General features: G+C 39.8%; 16 protein-coding genes and 1 other annotated feature. Of the genes, 6 read left to right on the top strand and 10 right to left on the bottom strand.

Annotated elements, in window-relative coordinates; all coding sequences use genetic code 11:
* Positions 1 to 58: 58 nt before the first annotated feature.
* Positions 59 to 2221: a PTS transporter subunit IIBC gene (locus DOK79_RS08155; RefSeq protein WP_206855779.1), complete on the bottom strand. Its 2163-nt coding sequence runs from the start codon at positions 2219 to 2221 to the stop codon at positions 59 to 61.
* 283 nt (positions 2222 to 2504) lie between these two features.
* Between DOK79_RS08155 and DOK79_RS08150 the strand changes: the two genes are divergently transcribed.
* From DOK79_RS08150 to DOK79_RS08135, 4 genes are all read left to right on the top strand, one after another.
* Positions 2505 to 4799 (top strand): glycoside hydrolase family 65 protein, encoded by a 2295-nt coding sequence (locus DOK79_RS08150; protein WP_206855776.1) that lies wholly within the window; start codon positions 2505 to 2507, stop codon positions 4797 to 4799.
* Entirely contained in the window at positions 4792 to 5457 is a 666-nt protein-coding gene (pgmB, locus tag DOK79_RS08145; RefSeq protein ID WP_206855774.1) for a beta-phosphoglucomutase, read from the top strand. Before DOK79_RS08150 ends, pgmB begins: the two co-directional genes overlap by 8 nt.
* Positions 5450 to 6460: an aldose epimerase family protein gene (locus tag DOK79_RS08140; protein ID WP_206855771.1), complete on the top strand. Its 1011-nt coding sequence runs from the start codon at positions 5450 to 5452 to the stop codon at positions 6458 to 6460. The genes pgmB and DOK79_RS08140 overlap by 8 nt, the downstream gene beginning before the upstream one ends.
* Before the next feature lie 74 nt (positions 6461 to 6534).
* Positions 6535 to 7551, top strand: a complete 1017-nt coding sequence (locus tag DOK79_RS08135; protein WP_206855768.1) for a LacI family DNA-binding transcriptional regulator — start codon at positions 6535 to 6537, stop codon at positions 7549 to 7551.
* A gap of 175 nt (positions 7552 to 7726) precedes the next feature.
* Here DOK79_RS08135 and tyrP read toward each other — a convergent pair whose 3' ends face one another.
* From tyrP to tyrS, 3 genes are all read right to left on the bottom strand, one after another.
* A complete protein-coding gene (gene tyrP / locus DOK79_RS08130) occupies positions 7727 to 9145 on the bottom strand; it encodes a tyrosine-tyramine antiporter (RefSeq protein ID WP_206855765.1) in 1419 nt (472 codons plus the stop codon).
* Between the two features lie 245 nt (positions 9146 to 9390).
* Complete coding sequence (gene tdc, locus DOK79_RS08125; protein WP_206855762.1) at positions 9391 to 11265, bottom strand: tyrosine decarboxylase; 1875 nt, start codon at positions 11263 to 11265, stop codon at positions 9391 to 9393.
* Positions 11266 to 11556: 291 nt separating this feature from the next.
* Positions 11557 to 12813, bottom strand: a complete 1257-nt coding sequence (tyrS, locus tag DOK79_RS08120) for a tyrosine--tRNA ligase (protein WP_010736393.1) — start codon at positions 12811 to 12813, stop codon at positions 11557 to 11559.
* Positions 12814 to 12896: 83 nt separating this feature from the next.
* Positions 12897 to 13100, bottom strand: a binding site (T-box leader).
* Positions 13101 to 13393: 293 nt separating this feature from the next.
* Here tyrS and DOK79_RS08115 point away from each other — a divergent pair.
* On the top strand, positions 13394 to 14551 hold the full coding sequence (locus DOK79_RS08115; RefSeq protein WP_242543266.1) for a hypothetical protein: 1158 nt from the start codon (positions 13394 to 13396) through the stop codon (positions 14549 to 14551).
* A gap of 265 nt (positions 14552 to 14816) precedes the next feature.
* Here the strand turns inward: DOK79_RS08115 and DOK79_RS08110 are convergent, their stop codons facing one another.
* The 4 genes from DOK79_RS08110 to dhaM all read right to left on the bottom strand — a co-directional run bounded on the left by DOK79_RS08110 (position 14817) and on the right by dhaM (position 18217).
* On the bottom strand, positions 14817 to 15572 hold the full coding sequence (locus DOK79_RS08110) for a Fic family protein (RefSeq protein ID WP_206855760.1): 756 nt from the start codon (positions 15570 to 15572) through the stop codon (positions 14817 to 14819).
* A 648-nt stretch (positions 15573 to 16220) separates the two neighbouring features.
* Positions 16221 to 16820: a dihydroxyacetone kinase subunit DhaL gene (dhaL, locus tag DOK79_RS08105; protein ID WP_206855758.1), complete on the bottom strand. Its 600-nt coding sequence runs from the start codon at positions 16818 to 16820 to the stop codon at positions 16221 to 16223.
* 13 nt (positions 16821 to 16833) lie between these two features.
* The gene (dhaK, locus tag DOK79_RS08100) at positions 16834 to 17817 is read right to left on the bottom strand and encodes a dihydroxyacetone kinase subunit DhaK (RefSeq protein ID WP_206855756.1); all 984 of its coding nucleotides are present in this window, start codon (positions 17815 to 17817) and stop codon (positions 16834 to 16836) included.
* A gap of 1 nt (position 17818) precedes the next feature.
* Positions 17819 to 18217 (bottom strand): dihydroxyacetone kinase phosphoryl donor subunit DhaM, encoded by a 399-nt coding sequence (gene dhaM / locus DOK79_RS08095; RefSeq protein ID WP_206855754.1) that lies wholly within the window; start codon positions 18215 to 18217, stop codon positions 17819 to 17821.
* A 199-nt stretch (positions 18218 to 18416) separates the two neighbouring features.
* Here dhaM and DOK79_RS08090 point away from each other — a divergent pair, with 199 nt between their 5' ends.
* Positions 18417 to 18737 (top strand): heavy metal-binding domain-containing protein, encoded by a 321-nt coding sequence (locus DOK79_RS08090; RefSeq protein WP_206855751.1) that lies wholly within the window; start codon positions 18417 to 18419, stop codon positions 18735 to 18737.
* Positions 18738 to 18881: 144 nt separating this feature from the next.
* Here the strand turns inward: DOK79_RS08090 and nagE are convergent, their stop codons facing one another.
* Positions 18882 to 20873: an N-acetylglucosamine-specific PTS transporter subunit IIBC gene (gene nagE, locus DOK79_RS08085; RefSeq protein ID WP_206855748.1), complete on the bottom strand. Its 1992-nt coding sequence runs from the start codon at positions 20871 to 20873 to the stop codon at positions 18882 to 18884.
* 319 nt (positions 20874 to 21192) lie between these two features.
* Positions 21193 to 21984 (bottom strand): LPXTG cell wall anchor domain-containing protein, encoded by a 792-nt coding sequence (locus DOK79_RS08080; protein WP_206855746.1) that lies wholly within the window; start codon positions 21982 to 21984, stop codon positions 21193 to 21195.
* Between the last annotated feature and the right edge of the window lie 125 nt (positions 21985 to 22109).

Raw genomic sequence — 22109 nt, 5'->3', positions numbered from 1 at the left:
GAAAAAATCCCCATCGTCTTGCTTTTTCGTCACAATCTCTGAATACTTCTTTTATTTATTATAGCTTGATTTTACCGATTTCTGTACCTATTTCAACAGAACCAAGAGTGGTGATCGCAACTTCTTTCACTTTATCATCAGTAAAAATGACCATGATCGTTGTATCTTTCCCTTGTTCTTTGACTTTGGCTAGATCCATTCGTGCAATTTGGGTGCCTGGTGTGACTTCTTGTCCTTCTTTGACAGAAACTTCAAATGCAGGTTCTGCCATTTGGACAGTATCGATTCCCATGTGGATCAGTACTTCTGCACCTTCCGCTGTTTCCATACCGATTGCGTGTTTCGTTGGGAATACGCTGACGATTTTACCGGCTACTGGAGCTGTGATCGCATCTGTTTCAGGAATGACCGCAAACCCATCTCCCATCATTTTTTGTGAAAAGACTGGATCATTGACCTCTGCTAAAGCAATCACTTCACCTTTTGCCACTGCGTATAATTCTTTTTCGATCCCTAATGCTGCTGTCGCTGTTTCTTTTTCCATCACGACTTCTTTGACTTGTGGTTCAGGGATATCTGCCCCTGATTGCAATAGATCTTCGATATCTGATTTTAAAACATCCGCTTTTGGTCCATAAACCGCTTGGACGCCGTTGTCTTTTACGATCAAGCCCATTGCGCCTGCACGCTTCCATGCGTCTTCTGAACCGACTCTACCTCGATCGGCAACTGTTACACGTAACCGTGTCATACAAGCATCCACGTCTTTAATGTTTTCTTTTCCACCTAATAGATGGATGATTTGGATGATTTGTTGATCAGCAGGTCCGGCTGTCGTGCCATTTGTTGTTTCTTCGCTATCGCTGTCGTAGTTTCCGTTACGTCCTGGTGTCGCAAAGTTGAATTTCTTGATCAAGAAATTCGCTAAGAAGTAAGTCACTACACCAAAGAGAATGACACAGATGACGAAGTTGATCAAATCACCGCCAAGTCCTGCTTTGATTGCTAATGGTGTCCGCGTCAATAATTCGATGTTCCCAAATGAATGGACACGTAATGGTAAAATATCAGCCATTGCAAAAGCTGCCCCTTGGATCACTGCATAGATGGCATAAAGTGGCACTGCCGCAAACATAAACATAAATTCTAGTGGTTCTGTTACCCCTGTTAAAAAGACAGCTAAAGCAGCTGAGAAGTACATTGATTTGTATTTCGCTTTTTTATCTGGGTCGACATTGCGATACATGGCAAGTGCCATCCCCATCAAAATACCAGAAGAACCGATCATTTGACCAACTTTAAAACGAGCTGGTGTCCAGTTTTGCAACACGAATTCGTATTGTGACATGTCGCCTGCGCCTCTTAGGTTCACTAAGTCAGTTGCCCAAGCTAACCATAATGGATCTTGTCCAAATACTTGTGTCCCTGCTTGTGCACCAGATAAAATCTCGTACGTTCCACCTAATTGCGTATAGTTGATTGGAATCGTCAACATATGGTGTAACCCGAATGGTAATAATAAACGTTCCAATGTTCCATATAAAAATGGTGCTAAAATTGGCGCACTATCTTGTGACTGTGCGATCCATAAACCGAAATTGTTGATTCCTGCTTGAATTGCTGGCCAAACTGCTGCCAAAATTAGTGCAACGATCGTTGACCATAGAATCACTACAAAAGGAACAAAGCGTTTGCCGTTAAAGAAAGAAAGTGCATCTGGTAATTTACGGTAGTTATAGTATTTGTTATACGCCATCGCACCGACAAAACCGGCGATGATCCCTACGAATACCCCCATATTCAATGCAGGCGCTTCTAGTACACTCGTAAAGAATCCTTTGACCATGATCCGTGTGCCGAACAACGTATGTGTGAACGCATCTTCGTTTGCTAACATCTCTGTTGTCACACCAAAGATCGCACCTGTGATCCGATTGATCAAAACAAATGAGATACCGGCAGCAAATGCTCCGCCTGCACGTTCTTTCGCCCAGCTACCACCTATTGCTAACGCAAATAATAAATGTAAGTTTCCAATAATTGCCCAACCAATACTTTCAAGAACGCCACCCGTAGTAACAAGCGCTGCCATATCTGGGTTGATCAATGGGATCGATTTCCCGATACTGATCATCAAACCAGCAGCTGGCATCACTGCGACAACGACCATTAAAGCCTTTCCAAATTTCTGCCAAAACTCAAAACTAAATAATTTTTTCAATTTCTATCTCTCCTTTACGCAATCGGTTTCGTTAATCCGTATTATAGAGGTAATTTCTTTTTTTGTAAATGCTTTATTTTTATTTTATTTGTTTTTTCTTTTGAAAAACAAAAACTCTACAATATAGTATATACCCTTTATCAATAATAATATATTCACGATATTTTTTTCTTGCTAGTCATTTCTCAACAAAAAGATTCTCGATTTCTCACTTTGCTATTGACTAACGCAACCGGTTGCGTTTATTATAAACCTAAGAAATGAAACATTTAGGAGGAGAATCATGAAACAAATCAAACGCTTATTCCAAATCGATCCTTGGAAAATCAGTACGACAACATTAGATAAAGAAAATTTACGTTTGCAAGAGTCCTTGACAAGTATTGGAAACGGCTACATGGGGATGCGTGGGAATTTTGAAGAAACGTACTCTGGCGATCATCATCAAGGTACCTATTTAGCGGGCATCTGGTATCCCGACAAAACTCGTGTTGGTTGGTGGAAAAACGGCTATCCTGAATACTTCGGAAAAGTGATCAACGCTGTCAACTTTATTGCGATGGACATTTACATCAACGACCAACTGATTGATTTAGCTTCTCTTGATCCAGAGGATTTTCATTGGGAATTAGATATGAAAAACGGGGTCTTATCTCGTCATTTTACGATCACCACAGCAACGAATAAAGTTCGGTTCTCATTTGAGCGTTTCTTGAGTATCGTCAAAAACGAAGCAGCTTATATCCGTGTAACTGTAGAACTACTTGCCGGCACTGGCAATGTAAAATTTGTTTCCAAACTTGATGGGAATGTTCAAAATGAAGATAGCAACTACGATGAACATTTTTGGAATCAAATCGACCGCGGCACAAAAGATTCAATCGGTTATTTGACAACCAAAACGATTCCTAACGCTTTTGATATTGAACAATTCACTGTCACTGCTGGCATGCGTCATTTGATCAACGGTGAAGAAACGATACCTGTATTTGAAGAAAAGACATTAGCGTTACAAGGCGTCTTCTCATTTGACCTAACGCTAAATGAACCGATCGTCATGGACAAAGAAGTCGTGATTTTGACAAGTCGTGATATCCCTGAAGCACAACAAGCCTCAACACTTATAGAAGAATTCAAACAGTTGACTACCCATTACGATGCAGCCAAAGAAGAACAAACTACCGCTTGGGCAAAACGTTGGGAATTAGCGGATGTAGTCATAGAGGGTGATGACGAAGCGCAACAAGGGATTCGTTTCAACCTTTTCCAATTATTCTCTACTTATTATGGTGAAGATGAGCGCTTGAATATTGGACCAAAAGGCTTTACTGGTGAAAAATACGGCGGTGCCACTTATTGGGATACAGAAGCTTATGCCGTGCCACTTTATCTTGCATTAGCTGACCCAGAAGTGACGAAAAATTTATTGAAATACCGTCATAATCAATTGCCACAAGCTATTCATAATGCCCAACAACAAGGATTAAAAGGTGCCCTTTATCCAATGGTGACCTTTACTGGTGTCGAATGCCACAATGAGTGGGAAATCACCTTTGAAGAAATCCACCGGAACGGTGCAATTGCTTATGCGATTTACAACTATACAAATTATACTGGCGACACGTCTTATCTGAAAAAAGAAGGGCTTGAAGTATTGGCTGAAATCGCTCGTTTCTGGGCAGACCGTGTCCATTACTCAAAACGCCAAAACAAATATATGATCCACGGCGTGACTGGTCCAAATGAATACGAAAACAACATCAATAATAACTGGTATACGAATACGATTGCTGCTTGGGTCCTCCGTTATACACGAGAAAACTATTTAGCTTATAAAGAAGAAGCAACGATCGAGATCACTGAAGAAGAATTAAATCAATGGGCAGATATCGTTGAGAATATGTACTACCCTGTTGACGAAGAGCAAGGTATTTTTGTTCAACATGATACATTCCTAGATAAAGATTTGATGCCGGTTTCGGATTTACCGCTCAGCGAATTGCCATTGAATCAAAAATGGTCTTGGGATAAAATCTTGCGTTCTTGCTTTATTAAACAAGCGGATGTTTTACAAGGCATCTACTTCTTCAATGAAGAATTTACAACAGAGGAAAAACGACGAAACTTTGATTTCTATGAGCCAATGACTGTCCATGAGTCTTCCCTTTCCCCAAGTATCCATGCGATTTTAGCTGCTGAACTTGGTTTGGAAGAAAAAGCAGTTGAAATGTATCAACGTACTGCTCGTTTAGATTTGGATAACTATAATAACGACACGGAAGATGGCTTGCACATCACTTCGATGACAGGTAGCTGGTTAGCAATCGTCCAAGGTTTTGCTCAAATGAAAACTGCCCATGGCGAATTATCTTTTGCTCCTTTTTTACCAAACACATGGAACGCCTATTCTTTCCATATCAACTATCGTGGTCGTTTGATTTTTGTTGCTGTTTCTGACGAACAAGTAACCTTCACATTACTAAATGGTGAAGCACTAGAATTAAGTGTTTACGGACAAAAACAAGCGTTGACTGATCAATTGACGATCCCATTAAGAAAGGAAGATGCACATGTTTAAGGGTGTTCTATTCGATTTAGATGGTGTCATCACCGACACAGCAGAGTTCCATTATCGCGCTTGGAAAAAACTTGGTGAAGAAATCGGGGTTTCAATCGACCGCAACTTCAACGAACAATTGAAAGGCGTTAGCCGGGAAGATTCATTGACGTTACTTCTTGCCTATGGTAAGAAAGAAAATGATTTCTCAAACGAAGAATTCGCTGATTTAGCTAAACGCAAAAATGAGTACTATCTAGAAATGATCCAAGAAATCACACCATCAGACGTATTTCCGGGTATCGTTTCCTTATTAACGGAATTAAAAGAAGCGGGCATCAAGATCGCCTTAGCTTCCGCAAGCAAAAACGGCCCATTGTTGCTGAATAAAATGCAGTTGACTGACTACTTTGATGCAATTGCCGCCCCTGGCAAAGTAGCAAGTGGCAAACCCGCCCCTGATATCTTTTTATTAGCAGCAAAAGAAATCGGCTTAGCTGCTACTGAGTGTGTAGGTATCGAAGATGCAAAAGCAGGCATCCAAGCAATCATCGCAAGCGGTGCCTATCCTGTAGGCGTTGGGCGCAAGGAAGATCTTGGGGAGGAAATTCCGATCGTCGCTGATACGTCTGCGTTAACACTCGACTATCTGCAACAAGTTTGGCGTAAAGATGTCTGAACCAAGCATCTCTGTTCTCCCCATCAAACAAACAAACCTAAAAAAAATCACATTGAAGAACGACGAGCTAGAAGTCGTTCTTCTCAATTATGGTGCTCGTTTACACCAAGTGTTCACACCCGACAGGAATGGTCTCAAGGAAAATGTCTTACTCTCTTACGACAATCTCCAAGATGTTTTATCCGATCAAAGTTTTTTTGGTGCAACTGTTGGTCCAGTGGCAGGTAGGATCAGAAATGGCGAATGGGAAACGCATCAACTCGAAAAAAATAATGGGCATCATCATATCCATGGCGGAACAAACGGTTGGTCCTTTCAATTTTGGGAGGTAGAAGTATTCAAATCACCTCAAGCAGTTGGTGTCGTCTTTTATTTAAAAGACACTTCTTCAGGTTATCCAGGACCAATCACCGCTACTGTCACTTATCAGTTAGAGGGCAACAAATTAGTGATGATCACTAAGGCGAATAGCGTCGTTGAAACGATTTGTAATCCTACAAATCACGCCTATTTCAATCTATCAGGTAATGGAAAGCGAGATATTGATACGCATCAACTTCAAATCCAATTAGATAGCCTGTTACTTCTTGATCATGATAACTTACCTACAGGAGAAACAATCGCTAAAGAGGACTTACCCATCGATTTCCATAAATCGAATCCCTTAACGGAAATTTTGTCTAAGTATCCTATGGGGCTTGATGATGTCTTTTTATTGAATTCACCGAAACTAACAAAAAATAGTTTAACATTATCAGAAGAAACTTCCGGTCGCCAAATGAATATAGCAACTACGAACAAAAGTATGGTATTATTTTCTACAACTGGATTCGATGAAGAGCTACAAATCAATGGCAAAAAAATGCACTCTAATTTTGGTTTAGCCATCGAACCACAAGAAATACCAGATATCGTTCACTTTCCGGCGTTTGGCTCGATCACACTACGTCCTGGACAAGAACGTATCAGCCAAACAACTTATGAATTCAGTACATTCACTTGACCATTTTTGCTTTATTTGATTTTAAGAAGCCAACCAAGACGATGAACGATGAAAAAAGAAAGGTGATTTAATTTATGTCAATTACAGTGAAAGATGTTGCAAAAAAAGCAGGTGTAGCGACATCGACTGTTTCTCGCGTGATCAACGATCATCCAAGCATTTCTGAAACAACGAAAAAGAAAGTACGAAAAATCATGGATGAGCTAGGATATGTGCCAAATATCACGGCGAGAAATCTTGGTAAACGTATATCAAGCGCTGTAGGTGTCATTCTTCCACCACTCGATTCAAGAGAGCGTCTTGGCAACCCGTTTTATCTTGAGATCATGGAAGCAATCAACGAAGAAGCTCGTCATCACGGCGTGACAACAGCTATCGCTACAGCCAAAAGTTTCGACCTCTTGTTAGAGAACGTTCAGCGAATGCATTTGCAAAAACAAGTCGATGGCTTTATCCTTGTTTATTCGGATAGCGAAGACCCAGTCATCGATTATCTTTATGAACAACAGATTCCGTTCACGCTGATCGGACAACCGTATCACCATGAGAACGAAATCATCTACATTGACAATGACAATCAATTGTTAGGGAAACAAGCAACTGAATTCTTGATTGATAATGGTCATAAAAACATTCTTTTCGTGACTAATACCACCCACGAAAGTTTATATTTTGAACGCTATTTCGGGTATCAAAAAGCCATGATGTTAGCGGGGTTGAATGCCCAGCCAAGTGTCACTTTGGAACAAGCCGAAGATTACTTGGCGTTTGATTCGATTTTGAAAAATACGAAAGCGACAGCATTAGTTGTCATCGATGATATTTTCGCGCTGCGCACGATGCAACTCGCTCAAATGTATGGCTATGTCATCCCGGAAACCCTTTCGATGATCAGCTTCAATAACTCGATTTTTTCTACTTTGATGCACCCTTATTTAACGAGTATCGACATCGATATCTCTGAGTTAGGGCGAGTCGCAATGCAAAAATTACAAGAACTGATCCATGAAGAAGTGAGCAATGGCGTGCGCTTAGTGATCCCCCATCGTTTGATCAAACGAGAAACTGTTGTTCCATTGAAAGAAAAATAGGTCATTCATTCCTAGGAAGATCAAACAAAAATAAAGCATTAGAACACGTCTACTTAGCCAAAAGTTGAGACGTCTCTATTTTTTTGCTCTTGATTTTTTAAGAAAAACAACACCTACGAAGAAAACAGTTCTTCATAGGTGTTGTTTTATATTCTCTAAGAGATCGTTTTTCCTGTTATTCTTTTAAGTCTGTTTCAACTTCAGTCAACCAGGTTGCTTTCTTCACGCGATTGATGATCAACGGAATAACGAACATCACGATCGCAATGGCCCCAACAAGCAATGCATCGGCTAATGTTGAAGTTCCTAATGTTGAAACAACAACAGCGATGATTGCCAGCATCAACATACAGCTAACAAGCCAAGCAAAGCCATTTCCTTTTTTACCGATTCGATAAGGACGTGCCAATTCTGGATGGCTAGTTCTCATTTTTAATAATGATACGGCAATCAAGAAATAAACAATGCAATAAATCACGGTTGTTGCATTTGTTAATGTAAGAAAGACCGCACTTACATCATCCATTATGCCATATAGCAATGCAAAGAGTGAGATAACTACTGATTGTGTCAATACAACATTTCTCGAAACACCATATTCGTTTTCTTTATGGAAACCAAATTTTGGTGGTAAGAACCCTTCACGAGCCACTTGGATAATCGTTTTCGAAGGTCCAGTTACCCAAGCAGATAATTGTAAAAGAACACCAATAAAGACCATAAAGCTGAAGATATTACCAATGATCGTTGGCAATCCTAAAATATCACAATAGATCAATACTGGTTGTGTGATATTTGCCAATTCCATCGTTCCTTCTGGTACGACATTTGCGACAAACAAAGCGTTGATGACATTCAATAAGACAAGTCCGATCAATGCAATGAAGACCCCTTTAGTATAGTTCTTCGTTGCATCTTTCAAACGAGGCATATACACTGAACTCATTTCGATCCCTACAAAGATAAATGTGATCCCTGCCAAATATTTCAACGAGTCACTGTGTTGTAGATCAGGCAATGCTTTTGACCATGAAAAATCTCCTAGATAGCCATTTGAAACAAGTCCCACTTTGAAAAACGCTAAGATCCCCAAAACAAACATGATCACAACAGGAATATATACCCCTAGCCAAACACCAATGTTCCCACCGACTTTCGCCATGTCAAACTTCAAGTTGAGCAAGGTGATGATCCAGTAGATGACCAAGATACAGCCTAAAACAAAGTAGTGATTGTTTCCAAGAGACGCATTTCCAAATGTATTTCCTAATAATGGCCCTAAGGTAGAAGCGACCATTACCATTCCCGGAAACATTTGCACCCATAGCAACCAAGCAACGACAAATCCCCATTTACTACCTAGTGCTGTTTTTACCCAAAGTTGTGGGCCTCCTTCTTGTGGAAGCATCGTTGATAATTCACCAGAAATCATTGAAATAGGTCCAGCAAAAAACAAGACGGCAAAAATAGTGTAAAAAATCAATGTCCAACCAACAGCTGACAACGTTGGGATACTACGAACAGTGGCACATAGCGCCATAGTCAAACCAATAAATGTTCCTAGCCCCATTTTACTTACTTGAGCTTTACTCAATTTTGACACTCTCCTTATTAATGATTAAATAGGCGTGTCTTTGAAACTTTTTCATTAATAGCAAATAAAAGCAAACGTACGGACAACTTGTGCTTTGAGTATTTTTGCTTGGATCATCAAGCTTCAAAGGCACTCCAACATGAAATAAATGAGTTGAGAGAGGAAGCTCATCCTTCGTTCTTTTTGAACGAGAGATGAGCGCTCATTTCGACTCCCTTTCTCCTCACTCATCCAAAGATTTACGTTTATTTTGTTTCGTTTGCCACTAACTGATCTGCATAGATTTTTTCTAGTTTACTTTGAAGTGCTGCTTTGATTTTTTCTGCATATTCTTCAAAATGTTCTGCTTTATTCATATATGGCGTCATGACACTAGCACGTAAGACTGTGACTTTTCCAGCGCGTTCCCATTCTTCTTCTGTAAATCCTAATTGTTTTACAAATTGTAATGGGCTATTGCCATAATCTGGAATCGCAAAGTCTGTATGAGAGGTCAAGAATTCATTGCCATAGATGCTTCCTTTGACATAAGAAGAATAATCATATACATCATGGTTCAATTGATTCATTGCTACCAGATCATCATTGCCTTTTTCTTTGAATACATAATCGACCATATTGAAATCTGGATAAGTCAATGGATGAACTTCGATTTCTTTATCGCCCACTTTGAATGTTAAATTATTCAAGAAATTGAAGAAACGATGTGCACCTTCGATCGATGCCCCCATCAATTTACCGTAACCAGTCACATTCAATGGTAGTACATGATGTGCTGCCCAAACACTTGCGGCAGTTGCTCCCGCTTTTGATCCTTCTAAGATATAAGCACCAAGTAACGCTGGGATATCTGCTCCTTTTTCAAATACATACGTTGCAAAGTAAGAGATCACATCGCGCATACGAATGTCTTTGATTACGATTCCGCCAGCAGAGTAAGGAACATAGCCCATTTTATGTGGATCGATCGTTACTGATTCTGCTTCTTCAATTGCTTGATAGGCATGATGCACTTCTTTTAATAGATAATTTTTGTTTTCTGTGAAGACATGATGTTTTGCGTGTACTTCTTTTAATTGATCAAATGGAATGAACTCATTGTTTTCATCAAGGAAGATCGCACGTCCGTAACCACCGTAAGCTGCATCTACGTGTAGGTAGAAATAAATACCTTCTTTTTCTAGTGCGCGACGTAATTCAACAATTTTGTCGATTTCATCGATTGCACCTTCTTCGGTAGAACCAACGACACCAACGACACCTAAAACTGGTGTTTGTTCAGCAGCCAATTCACGAATGATCGCTTCAAGTTCATTGATATCCATGCGGTAGTTGTGATCGACAGGCACTGGGATCACTTGATCTAGACCGACACCAATGATGTCTGCTGCTTTCAACCAAGAGTAGTGTTTTGTTTGTGGTACTAACCATTTACCTAATTGTTGCAGATGTTTCCCACTGCGTGCAGAATGTGCTTTGATCTCATCGATTTTTTCTGGCACTTGATCTAATAGATCGATGATTTCACGCGTTGAAAGATTCATCAATTCCCAGTCTGTTTTTCCGGAAACCAATTCAGGTGTCACTTCTTTCATCGCAAGTGGCAATGATTTGATGTTACGTGCATACCATAGACCTTCCAAGTTAGCTAATGAACCATCTGCGACGATGTGTCCCCAGCCATTTTTGTACCCCATCAATGTAGCAAATTCCATTCCTACTTCTTCTTCCATTTGACTCGTTGCTGGAGAAGATTCATAAGCGACATTATTTCCGTTCCATAACATCGCAAAATTATAAGCCAATAATGATGGCATCAATGTTTCAGAGTTCATATGTCCCCAATAACGTCCTGCATTATGCCATGGGACAGAGTGCGTACGCATCCGCGTAGAGATTTCTGCTAACACGTCTTTTGTTTTGTTGATCGTGTGAGCGAAGCTTTCACTGCTTTTTTCTTCCGGCGTAATGATCGGCATATCTTGTGGCATATAATTTTGACGCCATCCTAAGTGTTCGTCCACTAATTCATTTAACAAATCTTTATAGATTTGGCCATTCTCTGCTTTGTCTCCAATGAATAGTGCATTTAAATTTAAATCATTTACATTTGATTCCATGAAGAAACCCTCCTAAAAATAATTATTTAAATTTTGTCGAGGCTTAGGTTACACCTGTTTTTTATTTCTGTAAATATCATTTTTTCTATTTTCCTCATTTCATTTTAATGTTTTTAATTGTTTGAATTGTTGGTACAATTGATAAAAATTAAAAAAAGGAGGGAATTTACAAATGTAAATTCTCTCCTTTTGATTGTATTAACGACAATCGGCGTAACTATTAGGATAAGTTTCAAAAATTGGAATTTTGTAATGGAATAGACCTTTTACAAGGCAAAAAATTACTAAATTCTAATCAACTACTTTGGCCAAAAAGTAGCGTTTTTTCCCTTTTCTGATCACTACGAATTTACCATCAAATTCTGTAGCTGGATCAATGACAAAATTTAAATCGGTTACGCGATCACCGTTAATACTTATAGCTCCGTTCGATACATCTTCACGTGCTTGACGTTTTGATGGCTCGATTTTTGTGGAAACAAGCAATTCCACGATATTTTCAGGGGTACTTGAAATCTCGACATTCGGCATATTTCCAAAGCCTTGTTCGATTTCTGAAGCGTTTAGTTCTTTGATATTTCCAGAGAATAATGCAGCTGTGATTTTTTGCGCTTCTTGCAAATCTTCTTCGCTGTGGACAAAACGTGTCACTTCTTCGGCTAAACGGCGTTGTGCCTCACGTTTCTCAGGTTCTGTCTCCACTTTTTTCGCTAATTCATTGATTTCTTCTTGTGATAAGAAAGTGAAGAATTTCAAGTATTTTACAACATCACGATCATCTTGGTTCAACCAGAATTGGTAGAATTCGTAAGGTGATGTTTTTTCAGGATCTAGCCAGATCGCACCGCCGGCAGTTTTCCCAAACTTCGTGCCATCCGCTTTTAGCATCAATGGGATCGTCAATCCAAAGGCTTCTGCTTCTGGTCCTTCCAATTTACGGATCAAATCTAAACCAGCAGTGATGTTCCCCCATTGGTCAGCTCCACCGATCTGTAACTGCACGTCGTACGTTCTGTGCAAGTGTAAGAAATCGATCGATTGCAAGATTTGGTAAGTGAATTCTGTGAATGAAATACCGACTTCCAAACGACTTGCTACGATATCTTTTGCTAACATCGTATTGATGTTGAAGTTTTTTCCGTAGTCTCTTAAAAATTCCAGTAAAGAGATATTTGATAACCAGTCATAGTTATTCACGAATGTGATATTTGCATCTTTCCCAAACAATTTACGCATTTGGTTCGATAAAGCATCTACATTGTGCTGTACTTGTTCCATCGTTTGTAACACACGTTCGCTCGTACGGCCACTTGGGTCACCGATGGTTCCAGTTCCCCCACCGATCAAGATATATGGATGATGTCCTGCTAATTGGAATCTTTTCATCATCATAAATGGGATCAAATGACCAATATGCATCGAATCGCCTGTTGGATCAACCCCGCAATAAAGGGAAATACTCTTTTCTTCAACAAGTTCACGAAGTCTTTCTTCGTTCGTTTGTTGGTTAATGGCATCACGCCACGTTAATTCATCAATAATATTCATCGAATCACCCTCCATAATTTTTTATCAAAGCAGAAGATCTGCTCGTTGTTTGATTGAATAAAAAAAGTCCCTTGACTAATCAGTCAAGGGACGAAAATTCGCGGTACCACCCAAATTATATGTTTGCTTCCAAAACATATCTCTCAAACATTTAACGCTGTCGCGTGGCATCAAGCCATAGACTCCTAAAATGTAATTCGCGTTAAAGCATGTACTAGTTCGCAGCAACCACTAGTTTTCTGAAACATTGGCTTTAATCACTACTTCGTTTTATTCATCGTCTAATTCTTTATTCATCTATCTATTATCTTAGAACGCACTGTTTTTTTTGTCAACCAAAAAATTTTTTGATTTTTCAAACTAAAAAAAATGAGACACGGGCATACTTGTTGAATGGATAAAAACCTTGATCCTCGCATCAGGGATGAATGATCCATTATTTCTGTCTGCATTGCTAAGCAGCGATTTTTCTGTGGGTGCCACTTTTTCTTTAATTCTATAATTATCGTTTCGTCGATAACTCGAACAGCTGTTATATTGTACTTGTTATACAATTATTTTTTAGAAAGAAGGTAAAAAAATGAAATCCATTGTTTTGAAAACCGCATTATCCGCTGGTATTTTTTTGTGTGCAATCTCTTGCTTGGGTGTCTCTCAACCTGTCGGTGCTGTACAAATGCAGCCAACAGTTAGCGACACAGATTTTATCGGAGCTTATGCGATCAGTGCATCTAATGTTGAATTAGCAGTAGGCGAAACATCTAATGAACAGATTTTAATCGCCTCTCATGCACGGATCACCAATTCGATTGGCGTAGAGATCACGCCAATCATCAAAACAAGTAATGTACAAGATCGTCCTGGTATCTACCGAGTGACGATCGGCACGACGAACATCTCTTCAGTAGAAAAAGTAATCACTGTCACAGTAGGCGACACTCTTGAAGATTGCCCGAGTTACGGTATTTATCAATTAACTGCTGAAGACGCAACTGTTCCTGTCGAGAACACAGACGAAGCGTCGATTCTTCAAGCAGCAAAAGCTCAAGCAACGACATCTTCCGGATATCCAGTAGACGTTGTTATCAAGAAATCAAATGTAGTGAGCAATACCCCCGGTACGTATCAAATCGTTTTAGGAATCAAAGAAGAACCAAAAATCCGTAAAACGATCCAAGTCACCGTGACAGACAATAAAGGCGAGGAGGAGGAGGAAGATCTTTACTTTGTTTACGCCTCTGACGCTACTGTCTCGATCGACCAACTAGACCAACAATCCCTGATCAGCATGACAAACGCCAAGGCAACTGATATTTTAGGGAATCCCTTGCCTGTAGAAATCAAATATTCCACGATCAAATTTGAACCAGGAAATTATACGGTTACTTTCGGTCTAAAAGGTGACTCAACATTCGTTACTAAAACTGTTAATATTACAGTCACTTCTGACAATTATGTTCCTTCCATGTTTTTCCTACAAGCATTCGATGCTACTGTTCAGTTGGGTGAAACGGATGACTCATCGTTGATCCAAGCAACTGGCGCAACTGCGACAACTATCCTTGGTCAAAAAGCGAACGTCTACGTGAAACGTTCCACGATTGAAGCAAACAAAACCGGCAATTTCGCTGTGACTTTTGGTGTAACAGAAGATCCAAGAGTTGAAAAAACGGTAACGGTCTCCGTCGTGAATGAAATCAACCGTCCAGGAATAGGTGGCGGCACTGGGAATATTTAGGTATCAGCAACTAGTTTAACAATCAGAGGATCGGACATAATCCATAAATGGTCTCTGCTAAAAATCGCCTTCAAAACGTAAAAATTAGTTTTGAAGGCGATCTTTTTGTATCGAACATTCTAGTGAATTTTTCCTCCCATAAAGATAAAAAGAGCAGCTGAGACAAAAGTAAAATTCACTTTTGACGTATACTTCAAAACCGAATAAACGGTGGGAGCAGAAGTAACCTCTTAGAAAGAGCACACTCTTTCCTATTCAAATTTTATTACTCTAAGTCGTGATCTTGTACTTTTTCTTTTGCAATGAATTGTTCTTGTCGTTTTTCTTCCTTAGCCATTTGTTCAAAGGCATACTTCGTTAACCCTTTAACGTTTTGTTCAGCTAATAACTCCAAATATTGGCCCTTATCTTCCGTTTGAATCACTAAAGGCGGAAATCCCTCTTTTAGTAAAGAATAATTCATGATTAATCGGCCGGCGCGACCATTCCCATCACTAAATGGGTGTATACGTTCAAACTGGATGTGAGAATCTAAAATTGCTTCAAGTTGTTCACCTTCGGTCGTTGCAGTATCTAAACGATAATTCAGATTATCAACAAGTTGTTGCATTAACAACGGCGTTTCCTGCGGTGAAGCTGTGTTAAAATCTGCACCTAATATTGCATTTTCATTCGATTTGAATCGACCACGATCAACAATCAGTTTATCCATCAACCGTTCATGGATATCCTTGATCAAAGATACTGATAACTTTTCTTTTTCTTGTACTTTTTCAAGCATTAACGCAAAAGCACCTCTATGGTTCTCAATCTCATACAACTCTCGTAGTGAAGTTCTTTCTGGAACCGTATTATACAAAATGATAGAAACAGTCTGTGGTAACGATATGGTGTTTCCTTCAATAGCACTTGAATGATAAGCGAGTCGTACTAAAATATCATCTAAGTATTCTGAAGGGAATTGTTGGTTATGGAATTGATTACGTGCGATAGAATACTCATCATAAAAATTGTACGTCATTTTCTCACCTCTTACTCTCTTTCTAAGGTACATGTTACTAGCATATATTTTTTTATTTAGGCGAATTTTCTTTTACTCCTGAGTATGACGTTCGCTTTAGCCTATGTCATTTTTTTACTCTAATCATGATCATTGTTACATGTGCATCGTAACAGATGACTTCAAGCCTTACAGTTTTGCTTGTGGTGCTAACTCACTCTCTTTAAATCAAACACCTTCACAGCGGAATTGCAGCACCATACTCAACATCACTGTAATTATAACATTTATTTTGACGGCTTTCGAGTGACCAATGATCACCCTCAGACCGAACGGCATCCATCTTCCAACTAGAGAGGATAGGTGACTTCTGCCTAATTGTGTTAATTTTTAAAACATTTATTTCCAAATGCTAATACCATGACACACAGATTTTCGGGTTCTCCATTTGTTCCAGTCGTTACATTTTCTGAAATCATTATTGACTGAGTTGTATTTGATTCCGTTAATGTTGCTTTCTTTTTTTGACACCACAGGAGAAAAGGAATCATCACAATACTGAAAAAAATCACCTTCAAAACTATTTTTCAAGCTTTGAAGGAGATTTTTATTAACAGAGACGTGTTATGTTTTCTGTCCCATTCTCTTGTTTCTAGTAATTATATCTCGTTAATCCATTACCTCTAATAGTGCAGTAAACAAGATTGCACTAGAAGCCGCACCCGGATCAATATGACCGACTGAACGTTCACCCAAGTATGAGGCACGTCCCTTTTTCGCGATCAATCCCTCGGTGTGTGCTTTTGCTTGTTCGATTATCTCTTTCGTTAGATTCCCTGATTTTAGTGCCTCTGCTACAGGAAACCAAACATCTAACATCGTTTTATCTTCTTGCTCCGCTTTCCCTCTTGTTTTGATTCCGTTAGCTCCTTCAAGAATGAGTTCCCCTAATTGTTCTTGCGAGTCGATACTTTCTAATCCTTTTGTTGCTTTCATCAAGTTCATGAATGCTGTTCCATACAACGGACCAGAAGCACCGCCAACTTTTGAGATCATCGTCATCGAAAACGTCTTGAACGTGTCGCTGATCGTTTCAGGTTGCTCTTTTTGGAAAGCTTCTTCATAAGCAGTTACGCCTCTTGCCATATTATTTCCGTGATCGCCATCACCGATCGGCGTGTCCAAATCACTCAAATAAGCTTTATTTTCTTTGATTTCTTCTGAAAAACGATCAAGCCATGCTTGAATTTCTTTTACCGTCAGTTTCATGTTTATCCACCCTTTACCAAGAGATTGTTTGTACATCACTAGTTAACGCAGTTTGCCAATTTGTGGCCGTTAAATCGATCAGTGTCAGTGACAATCCTTGCATATCTAAGGAAGTCATCAAATCACCGACTTTTTTGAAAGTCACAGATACTTCCGCTTCTTCTAATAAGCCCAACACATCATTGATGAACACAAACTGTTCCATCAACGGTGTTCCGCCCATTCCATTGACTAATACGCCGACTTCTTTCGGCTTTTCTGTATAATCACTTAGGATCTTCGTTACTAATTCTTTCGCTAGTTCTTTTGAAGGTTGCAGCTTTTCTCGACGATAGCCTGGTTCACCATGGATCCCAACACCATATTCGATCTCATCTTCTGCCAATTCAAATCCAGGTTTACCAACTTCTGGAACTGTTGCCGCTTTTAGCGCCACGCCAATCGTTTTGATTGTCGCAACGACTTGATCGCCTAATTCTTTCAATTCAGACAATGAAGCGCCATTTCTAGCTGCATCGCCTAGAATCTTATGCACAAGGATCGTACCGGCTACACCTCGTTTTCCAGCGGTGTACGTGCTATTTTCTACTGCGATATCATCGTCAACAACTACTTGTTCCACTGCGATATCGTCCATTTCTGCCAGATCTTTCGCCATATCAAAATTCAAAATATCGCCAGTATAGTTTTTAACGACCATCAAGACGCCTTCGCCTTGATCTGCTGCTTTGATCGCTGTGTGGATTTGATCGGGGGTAGGAGAAGTAAACACGTCCCCTAAAATCGCCGCACTTAGCATGCCTTCGCCAACAAAACCAGCATGAGCAGGCTCATGACCACTTCCTCCACCAGAAATAAGCCCTACTTGTTTTTGCTCTTGGTTTTTCGCAATGACACGTGAGTCTTCGACACGATGGACCAGCTCAGGATAGCTTTTCACGATCCCCTCTAACATTTCCTCTACGATCATTCCAGGTTCATTCATGATTTTCTTCATACTATTCCCACCCTTTCTTACCAGATTGTTGTGCTTCTTGAATGATTTGTTCGATATCGTCTGTATTTCCAGCAGTGATTGCTGCGGCAAAAGCGCCTTCAACAAAAGGTGCGTCGACGAGTCGATATTTTTCTTGTTGTGCTTCTTCAAGCAGATCTTTCGCTAATTCGGCATTCAAAACCGCACTTCCGATATCAGCAAACACTAAATAGGCATCAGAATCTGGCGATTGATTGATTGCCTCAACGATCTTAGTTGGATCAGAACCGATTTGATCATCTTCGATCCCACCTAGAGAATAAATGGCCACTTCCTCGGATCGTTGCATCTGTTCAATCATTTCTTTGATGCCATCTGTTACTTTTTTGCTATGTGAAAGCAGTAAAATACTTTTCTTCAACTCGTATTCCTCCTTTGCAACATCGATATGTTTTTTTGTAAGGGGTTTCTTTCGTTCTAGTTTTAGTATAGCGCATTCTTATCGGTTAATGAAATAAAGCGATATGAGCAACATCAGTTTTTTTATTATAGTCACAGCTAAAAGTACTATTTCAATTGTAACTTTGCTATACTTTGCTTAAAAGAAAGGAGTGATCAAAATGATCATTACAACAACAGGTAGTGTGGAGCACCGCCCAATCGAGGCGTATCAAGGGATTGTTTTTGGTGAAGTTATCACAGGGATCAACGTTTTAAAAGACATCGGTGCGGGATTTCGCAATGTCTTTGGTGGACGTTCAAAAAGTTATGAAGATGAATTATTAGTTGCTCGAGAAGAAGCTCTTGCAGAATTGGCGCGCCGAGCGGAAGATTTAGGTGCAGATGCTATCATCGGTATGAAAATGGATTATGAAGTATTAGGTAGCGACAATGGTATGTTGATGGTCACATGTAGCGGAACTGCTGTTAAATTGATCTAACGTATTCACGCACTCGCTCTTTCAACGTCGAACAAACAGTGTCAAAAAAGTGATTTTTCAAGAAAATAAGCCGTGAAACCCAAAATTTGAAACATCGCTTTCGGGTCTCTCGGCTTTTTTGCGGACGACTTTTGTCATCACTCTTTATTGTTCATTCGTTTTTTTTACTATTTGTCCAACTACTTCATTTGCTTGGACTGCTGAACGTTTGTCTAGTTGCAACTTATCTATTTCTTGACTATTAGTGAATACGACAAGGATATCTGATTTTTTACCTGCTTTTTCTAACATTTCCAAATCGACTACAGCAATCAATTGTCCTCGTGCTACTTTTTGCCCTTCATTGATAAATAGCGTAAATGGCTCACCTTTCAGCTCAACAGTATTGATTCCCATATGCAACAAGACTTCTGTGCCATTTTCTGTCTTGATGCCAACCGCATGTTTGGTTGAAAAAATATTGATGATCGTACCAGCAACCGGGGTGAATACTTCGGCTGTTTGCGGAATCACTGCGTAGCCATCCCCCATCATTTTTTCGGAAAATACTGGATCAGCCACTTCAGTGATTGGTACTATTTCCCCTTTGGATGGTGCATAGATCACTACCTCTTGATCAAGAAGCTCCTTTACTTCTACTGGTTCTTCTTTTTTCTTAGACACTGGTGTTATTTGCCCCTGTTGCAAGCGTAGCATTTCATCTGCGACAAATTGTACTTGTGTGCCAACGATCACTTGAACGTTGGTTTTATCGATGATTTTCATCCCAGGGACACCTGTCTGTTTGATTTTATCTGCATCGATCATTCCTGTATCTTGGACTTGTAACCTCAATCGTGTCGTACAGTTATCGATGACGGCAACATTTTCACTACCGCCTAAACCTTCATAAATCTTACTTGCTAGATGAGTAAAGTCATTTTCACTAGGAGCTAAATCTGGCGTTTCTTCTCCAAGAGAGGCTTCTCTTCCAGGCGTCATCAAGTTGAACTTACTGATTGCAAAGCGGAAACCAAAGTAATAGATCAGTGCAAAAACTATCCCTTGAAGGATCAACATCAGTGGCTGGTTAGCGACTGGATTCTTCAATGACAAAAAGTAATCGACAAAACCGGCACTAAAAGCAAAGCCAGCTGTCCAATGGAAAAAGGCACTGATTGCTAATGAGATACCCGTAAAAATGGCATGGATGACATATAATGGCCATGCGACAAACATAAATGAAAATTCTAAAGGTTCAGTCACGCCTGTGAAGAATGCGGCAAAACCCGCAGCAAGCATCAAGGAAGCAACTTGTTTTTTCTTTTCTGGGCGCGCACTTTGGTAGATAGCGAATGCTCCAGCAGGTAAACCAAACATCATGACTGGGAAAAAGCCCGCTTGATACATACCTGTTTGACCAATCACTGCTGTGCCACTATCTAAAGCTTGTTGGCCTGCTAAAAAATTACCGATATCATTGATTCCTGCCACATCAAACCAAAAAACAGAGTTCAACGCATGATGCAAGCCTGTTGGAATCAACAAACGGTTAAAGAACCCATAAAGGCCCGCACCAACAAAACCTAATTGCGAGATTCCTCGACCGAAGGAAACAAGCACATCGTAAACACTCGGCCAAATAAATAATAAAACAACAGAAATCACTAACATACTTAAAGCCGACATGATCGGCACTAATCGTTTGCCACTAAAAAATGATAAAGCCATCGGTAGTTTCACTTGACTAAATCGGTTATACATCGCAGCAGCTACTAGACCGGCGACGATCCCTACAAATACATTGTTGTCCATTGTATTGAAAGCTGGATTGACTTCAGTTATATCTCCTAACTGTAATAAACCTTGTACTGAATCTGCAGATAAAACAGTTTGTGGTATCAAGTAAGCGACCAATCCCGCCAAAGCAGCTGAACCGTCTTTATCTTTTGACATACCTAATGCCAAACCCACCGCAAATAATAAGGCAAGGTGGTTAAGAATCGCCAATCCCGCATTCATCAAGAAAGTCGTTCCTACATTACTGATACCTACCCCTACTAACCAGTTGGCAATCCCAACAAGTAAAGAAGCTGCTGGCAACACAGCTACCGGTAACATCAATGATCGACCCATTCGTTGCATATATGCTTTCATTCTCCCACTCCTATTTCTTGCTTAAAAAAGCTTTTCTTATTTTTGAAAATTTTCTAGAAAATATCTAAAAAAACAACAAAACGAGTATACCATTTATGAACAAAAATAGGAAGAAGAAATTCACACCCACTAAAAATCAAATAAAACTAGCGCAAACAACGAACAAACATATGTAAACTTATTTCCAAACCTACATTTATGATATAGACCAATAATTAAATATAAACTCTATCAAATAATTAAATATAAAAAAGAGTTCGAGATTTATGGAATCCCCCTAAAAATTAGATTTTTAGTCTAACTTTTAGGGCCACTACATTTACTCAAACTCTTTTTTATAAACTGCACCGACAAAAGCAACAAGAAGCAACATACTTCCTACTAGAGGCAAATAACCTATCTGCCGATCATTCGTTTTAGGTAATGTCTTTGCAGATTGTTGTTCCACTTCTTTGGTTTGCGTTTCAGCAACAGTTCCCGCCTGAACCGACCGTTCCCCAGCAGAACTCAAGGTCGACTTGATTCGTTGGATACTGGCAGATATATCTGCTTTTCTCGTTTCAAAATCAGCCATTGCCTCTTGAGCTTCTGTTGCTTTTTCATGGATTTCCGCACTTGCAGCTCGAATATCCGCCTGCGTTTGATCCAATGAAGTAACAGTAGCGGTTGCTAAATCTTGCAACTCGGTCTGCACTTCGTTTGCTTTTTGGGTAGCTGTCTCGATTTTCTGTTTCGCCGCTTCCGCTTTTGCGCGACTTTCAGCTAATTTTTCTTTCAATTGATCACGATCATTCTCTGCTTGTGTCGCTAGATCCTGTATTACTTGATCGATTTCCTCTTGTCTTTCGAGCAACTGTTTCTTTGCTTGATCCAATGTCTCTTCGACTTCTTTACGATGTTGTTCCAAATCCGCCAAACGACTTCTTTCCTCGGATGAAGCTTCCGGCTCAGTTTCCGCAAGAGATGCTTCTGTCGAGCTTAGGGACTGATTAGCGACATCCTGTGACTCACTCGTTTCTGCCACTTGAGGACTTTCTTCTGCACGTACCTCCTGACAGAGGCAAAAACTACTGGCAACTAACACAGTTAAAAATACTTTTGTTTTGTGCATACCTGCCTTCTCCTTTCGCTTTCACTAATTGTTTATTATAGAAAAAAACAAAGGAACGGCCTATAAACAATTGACTTGATTTGTCTAATAAATGTGAATAGGACAGATAGGCTACCAAAAAAATG

The sequence above is a fragment of the Enterococcus sp. DIV1094 genome (genome assembly GCF_017316305.2).
Taxonomy (GTDB): Bacteria; Bacillota; Bacilli; order Lactobacillales; family Enterococcaceae; genus Enterococcus_B; species Enterococcus_B mangumiae.
Note: the sequence above shows the minus strand (reverse complement) of the source record. Positions and strands in the feature narration are given on the sequence as shown.